This is a genomic window from Ruegeria sp. CDSC085 (assembly GCF_059610465.1).
On record NZ_JBXWNR010000039.1, the window covers coordinates 1 to 6538 of the forward strand.

5 protein-coding genes are annotated in these 6538 nt (G+C 50.0%); 4 read left to right on the forward strand and 1 reads right to left on the reverse strand.

What is annotated here, in order from left to right:
• Positions 1–31 precede the first annotated feature (31 nt).
• The gene (locus AC2FJB_RS22500) at positions 32–400 is read right to left on the reverse strand and encodes a hypothetical protein (protein ID WP_496721176.1); all 369 of its coding nucleotides are present in this window, start codon (positions 398–400) and stop codon (positions 32–34) included.
• A gap of 669 nt (positions 401–1069) precedes the next feature.
• Between AC2FJB_RS22500 and AC2FJB_RS22505 the strand changes: the two genes are divergently transcribed.
• The 4 genes from AC2FJB_RS22505 to brxC all read left to right on the forward strand — a co-directional run bounded on the left by AC2FJB_RS22505 (position 1070) and on the right by brxC (position 6444).
• Entirely contained in the window at positions 1070–1450 is a 381-nt protein-coding gene (locus AC2FJB_RS22505) for a hypothetical protein (protein ID WP_496819128.1), read from the forward strand.
• Between the two features lie 223 nt (positions 1451–1673).
• Entirely contained in the window at positions 1674–2282 is a 609-nt protein-coding gene (locus AC2FJB_RS22510; RefSeq protein WP_496721172.1) for a DUF1819 family protein, read from the forward strand.
• A 2-nt stretch (positions 2283–2284) separates the two neighbouring features.
• Complete coding sequence (locus AC2FJB_RS22515; protein ID WP_496721170.1) at positions 2285–2887, forward strand: DUF1788 domain-containing protein; 603 nt, start codon at positions 2285–2287, stop codon at positions 2885–2887.
• Between the two features lie 5 nt (positions 2888–2892).
• Positions 2893–6444 (forward strand): BREX system P-loop protein BrxC, encoded by a 3552-nt coding sequence (gene brxC, locus AC2FJB_RS22520; protein ID WP_496819131.1) that lies wholly within the window; start codon positions 2893–2895, stop codon positions 6442–6444.
• Positions 6445–6538: the final 94 nt, after the last annotated feature.

Genomic DNA, 6538 nt, shown 5'->3' on the forward strand with positions numbered 1-6538 from the left:
ATCAATCCAGACAGATGAGCCAGATCCTCTCTTAGATTACGCCGCCATCTGTCCCAAAATCCCTGACGACGGACACGCGTTCAAAAGCGTCCTCGACATGCTCGGTCCATGCAGGATCACCGGTTTCAACGACAGTGAAACCATAGGGAGCATACAAGTTTTCAATGACGGTCTTTTGGTCCTCGGGGAAGCTTGCAATCAGCCGGATCAAAGCTGCCGCAGAGTGGATATCGAGTTTTGATGAACAAGCGAACCACTTCGTCCCCGCGCCCGCTTTTCCCTCATCTGCTCCCCAAGCATTTTCTTGGAAATCGGTAGAGCATAGTTCACGCAGTGCGTCATCGAACCAGGTGTTGAGTTGTTTGAAAAAATTGGAAGAAGTCTTAGATCCTCGTGGCATCGAGCACCCCTTTTGTCGGATTCAATCTGAAGCGGCTTGGAACGGTCTAACTACGACCAGGGACTATCCAAGCGATATCAGCCGCACGCTGGGGCGACTGAACGGTTCAGGTTGTTTCACAACAAAAGTCATCAATATTTCCAATTTCGGATCAGCAGCTTAGCGCCGATTGGCAACGAGTACAAGACCCGACTAGCTACCTTCTTCAGAGCTCGAGCTTACGGATTTTTGTCCATAATTTTGTCTCATTGTTTAGATACCCGAACATGGTGCCGGAACCGGGTTAACGTGGGATTAACGTTTTCAGCCGAGTTCGTCGTTGACTGTTGACAGAGGCGATCAGGCTCAAGCCTTTTGGGGTGCTTTGACGAAGCCAAACACAGCCCAATGGCACTTTCAGAATATAGTTTTTATATAAAAAATATATAATCTATTGCATTCAAATTTTCTCCGATTAGTACCACTTCGAGATTGAAGAGCTAGAATCCTATGCCTACGACCATGGTCATTTTTACAAGTAAGAAGCCGGAAGACGTCGCGGACTTGGGCGGGACTGGGTGGTGGAAAGTGGACCCTATAAAGGCACGGGGTGCGACGCATGTTGTCCTTACTCACAACGCCTTCGACAAGAGGCGACCCGGGGATCCAGAGAATCACGGTGAATCGTTCATGGTAGCGACGATAAAAGATGTCTTGCAGGATGAAGATGGTCGTTGGCTTATTCAGTTTGATAAGTATGCAACGACAAGTGCAGGGCTGAAGTGGCCCGGCTATAGAAACCCTGTCAATTATACGGACACCAATGGAGTACTTGATCTGCTCGAGATTGGTGATTGGCAAGAGGTGCAAGAGGTCTCATTTAAGGACGCGCAGGCAATAAGGCGGCGTGACGATGCTTCCGCGGCGCGCATGCAAGCGAGGCAGGCCGCAACATCGGGCACAGGCGAGCTGACATTTGGCGAGATCATCGAACTGCATCGAGAACGCATTGCGGTTGATCTAGGCGTCGAGCCCGCTGCCGTAAAAATCACGATAGAGACCTCAAAATGATCCACTTTGGCATAAAGTCACAAGTTCTTGGCGCTAGAAAAATTTTCTTCAATTGCTTCAACTCATACATGAGGAGCAGCTTCCTAGAGCTTCGCCAAAAGGAGAGGCTGTAAAGGCTTAGTCGGATTTATCCGCCTTGAAGATTCTTTGATCCAGGCAAATGGATTGAGGTGAACACGCAAAAAAGATTGCGAAGATGAGCCGCTAAATTTTGGGGGAACGAGTGGAAGAACCAAACGACTACCGAATGTCTTTTTCGACAGGAGGTTTGTTTATCAATGAAAGCCTCGAACTGGCTCGTCTTCACAAACCTGGAGAGCCTTGGGAGGAAACCCAGGCGCGAGCTGTATCCGTAGGAACGACCCAACTGCCGAAGGATGCGTCGAATACTCGAAGTGTTAGAGAGATTAAAAACAGGATCTCGACACTGTCTGAGGAAGAGCTGAACTACTTCTTGGATGAGGCTGACACTGCGGACCAAAAGGCAGTCCTTTGGGTTGCCTGCTGTCGCGCTTATCGGTTTGTTCGAGAATTTGCGGTAGAGGTCATTCAAGACCGGTACTTGTCTTATCAGTTGGATCTACCACTCGAGAGCTTCGATGTGTTTTTTGACGCAAAGGCCGAATGGAACGAAAGCCTTTCGGACTTGAGCCAATCGACACGTTTAAAGCTCCGCCAAATTCTGTTTCGCATGATGCGTGAAGCAGACATTATCACCGCCGAAAACCAGATTCAGACTGCACTGATTTCCACACGACTGATTGCAATGATTAAGAGCGAAAGCAGGGCCGAATTGGCCTATTTCCCCGGCCTCGCGCAGGAAGGAGTTTGAAGATGAACACTCCGATAAGCCGAAAAGAACGGCTGGAACACGTACTACGTGTCGTCACGAGCGAACGGTTCTTGAAGAAGCAAGGGCTCGGCAACGAAGTGCCTTTCTTCATTTGTGACTACACGCCAGCAGATGGGCTGACAATCAATGAGGACCGCAAAGATATCGTTAAACGCGCGGGACATTCCGGAGTAAAGATACTCGATCTGAACCTGTACGATATTTGTCTGGAACTCTTGTCAGAGCGCGGAATCCTTGAGCAAGTATTGGAAAATGAGTGCGAGTGGGACAAGTCTGAACTCAAGGAATTGTTGCAAAATGTTCTCGACCCCTCGGAGCATCTAATCCCCAATATTGCCAATAAGATGGACCGAACGGAACACGACGTAATCTTTCTATCCGGCGTCGGGGAAATCTATCCCTTCATTCGATCCCACAATATCCTGAACAATTTACAAAGCACCGCAAAACAGGCGCCAACTGTCATGTTTTTTCCTGGGACGTATACGCATGCACTGGCAACAGGGGCATCGCTGGACCTCTTTGGTCTTTTGCATGACGACAAGTACTACCGCGCCTTCAATCTTATGAAATACGAGGTCTGACTCCTATGGCCACCCCTATGCGAGATATCTTTCTTAAGCCTGTTGATCGTCCGATTGACGGAGTAATCAAAGCTGATGACGAAGCCAGCCTCCGCGTCGAGTTGGACGAGTACGTAGTCACCAACGAGATCGGCACACGCCTCGAGCGGTTTCTCTATGAGTATAACAACTATCAGACTGCTAATGGCGTTTGGATTTCTGGGTTCTTCGGCTCGGGTAAGTCACATCTGTTGAAGATGCTTGCGCTTCTTCTGGAAAACGAACCCGTTGATGGAAAAGCCCCGTTGGCGATTTTCGAGGATAAACTCACCGACGAGCCAATGCTCGCTGGTGCCCTGCGCAAAGCCGTCGCGATTCCGTCAAAGTCGATCCTGTTTAACATCGACCAAAAGGCCGATGTTATTTCCAAGGGCGATGTGGATGCGCTTCTATCCGTCTTTCAGAAAGTCTTTGATGAGGCTTGTGGGTACTTTGGTAAGCAACCGCATATTGCACAATTCGAGCGAGACTTAGACGAGCGCGAACAGCTTGACGCTTTCAAGGCCGCATATGAGGCACAAGCAGGCAAATCGTGGGAGCGCGGGCGTGAGCAAGCGATCTTAGAGACGGCGAATATCGCGGCGGCGTACCGTACAGTTACCAGTGACAATTCCGACGACACCAAAGAGATACTAAAGAATTATCGTGCCGACACTCGGGTCTCCATCGAGGACTTCGCAAACAAGGTAAAGACATGGATTGATCGCCAGGACCCCAAGTTCCGGCTCAACTTCTTTGTCGATGAAGTTGGGCAGTACATCGCCGACAACGTCAAGCTAATGACGAACCTTCAGACCATTGCTGAAAGCCTGAGCACGAAATGCAAGGGGCAAGCCTGGGTCATCGTTACCTCCCAGCAGGATATGGAGACAATCATCGGCGATAACCCGGCCTTCAAACAGCAGGATTTCACACGAATTCAAGCTCGTTTTGATGTTCGAATGCCACTTAACTCCGCTGACGTTGCGGAAGTCATTCAGCGTCGACTGCTGGCAAAGACTGAAGCAGGCGAGATCACTCTCGGCAACCTTTACGACCGTGAAGAAAACAATCTCAAAACACTGTTTGACTTCGCTGACGGGTCAATCAAACTGAAAAACTTCCGCGACAAAAAGCACTTCATCGCGAGTTATCCGTTCCCTGGTTATCAATATGACCTGTTTCAAATGGCGATACGCGGCCTTTCCCAGCACAACGCCTTTGAAGGTAAACACAGTTCCGTTGGCGAACGTTCCATGCTTGGTGTTTTCCAGGACGTGTCCAAGGTGCTTGCGAAAGAACCGGTTCGCGGCCTCGCGACGTTCGATATGATGTTTGAGGGCATTCGAACCGCTCTGACTTCTGCGGCACAGAGCTCGATCCAGATAGCTGAAAAGAACTTGGGTGACCCCTTTGCAGTGCGTGTTCTCAAGGCGCTCTTTCTTGTAAAATACGTGAAAGAATTCAAGCCAACCGTGCGCAATATCAGCATATTGATGTTGTCTGAGTTCGATGCAGATCAGACAGCCCTACGCCGAGACATTGAGGCCGCACTCTCCGAACTAGAACGAAACACGTATATTCAGCGCAATGGTGAAGTGTACGAGTTTCTGACGAACGAGGAAAAGGACGTTGAGGACGAGATTAAGGCCGTCGAAATCGACCCGTCTGAGCTGTCCTTGGAACTAGAGGCACTGGTCTTCGATACGACTTTGCGCCAACGCAAACTCAAACACGCCAACACCGGACACGAATATGCCTATAGTCGAATGCTTGACGGTCATATTCTTGGTCGCGCCTACGAACTGGCGATCAATATCATCAGCCCCTTTCATGATGATGTCGAGAGCCCTGAGGCCATCCGAATGCGCAGCATGGGAAGCGATGAACTTGTTGTACTCATGCCGTCCGACGTGCGCTTTATTCGAGATCTGACACTCTTTAAACAAACTGACAAATTCATTCGCCAGGCCCGTACGGGTTCTCCTCAGCCAGGTCGGGATCGGATTGTCGCAGAAAAGGGCGACCAGAACCGTCGACGCAAGAAGGATATGGAGCTGCGTCTGCGCAAACTTCTTGGTGAAGCCCGTATGTTTGTGCGCGGTGACGAGTTGGAAATAGGAGGAGAGGATCCACAAGACCGGATTGCCAAGGGCTTCCAAATCCTGGTCGACAAAATTTATGTGAATCTTGGAATGCTGCGTGGAGTAGTTTACTCCGAGGCGGATCTCAAAAAAGCAGCCCGCTCGGAAAATAGCCTGTTTGGTTCGGAAGGATCCGGGCTATCCGAGGCTGAGCAGGAAATTTTGAACTTCATCCAGTCCCAAGCCCGCAATGGTGTTAAGGTATCTGCCAAACACCTCAAAGACCGGTTCGCCTCTAAACCTTATGGCTGGCCCGAAATTACAGTGTTTTGCCTGGTTGCTAGCCTGGTGGGCAAAAACAAGGTCGAGGCGCGCTCTGACGGTGTGGTCAAAGAAGGCGACGCTTTGGTCACCGATTTGCAAAACAACCGCCTAATCGAGAACCTTCTCTTTACGCCGCAAACAGAGTTTACGTCAGCTCAAATTCGCAAGGCAAAGGACCTTTATCAAGCGCTGTTTGACGCGCCGTCAGAAGGGACTGACGCTCGTTCTCTTGGAACTGAATGGGCCCAAAGCGTCTCCGGGTTGATAAGCGAGGTCAAGGAGTTGACTCTGCGCGACACGCAATACCCATTCACGGCTTCTCTAAAACCACTTCAGCAAAAACTGGAAGGTATGGCGGACAAGCCAGCTCGTTGGTTCATCACCGAGGTTGTGGCTCAGGAAGATGAACTCCTGAATGCAAAAGAAGATTTTCTAGATAAAATTCGCAGCTTCATGGGCGGCAGTCAGCGCGCTATTTTCGACGATGTTCAGCAGTTCCTGGCTAGCCAAGTGTCCAATACCGAATACGTAGATAAGGAAGCAGCTGGTCGCCTGCGCGCTGTCATCGAAGATCCTACCTGTTTTAATGGATCCACCGTCCAAAACCTGAAAGCCGAATTCTATGCGTTCAAGGACAGAGTTGAGTTGCAGGTGCTGGATGAGCGCGAGGCTGTAAAAACTGCGGTTGCTGATGTTGAGAAAAAAGTCCTCAGTCTTTCCGAATACACTGATCTTCCCGAAGACGCACAACGTCGTGTCAACGAAGTAATCGGGGCAAAAAAGACGGATCTGGAAAGTATTAAGCTGATCCCCGCGCTACGAGACCGCAAAAATAGCATCCAGAATGATCTTTTCGCAGATATTCTAACGCTGATAGAGCGGCTTAAACCTGAGCCAGTGAAACCTGAGCCGAAGGATGAGTCGGATACTTCTCCGACGGAAAAGTCGTCCCCCACACCTCCACCAACGCCCGCACCGACCGCAGCGCCGAAAATCGTCAAAGCCAACGAGGTCCAAGTCAACTTCAGCGCTCCTTATCTAGCTGACGAGGCAGACGTGGATCGCTACGTCGAGGAACTCAGAAAATCTTTGGTCGCTGAAATCCGCGATGGAAAGAAAGTCGTTGTTTGATGGACACCAATGCTCTCAAGAAGTTTGCTCAAGCGGCTCGCAACCTGCTGATTGATCAGGTGTCGGCACGTCTGGACCGCGTTATTGCTGAAAG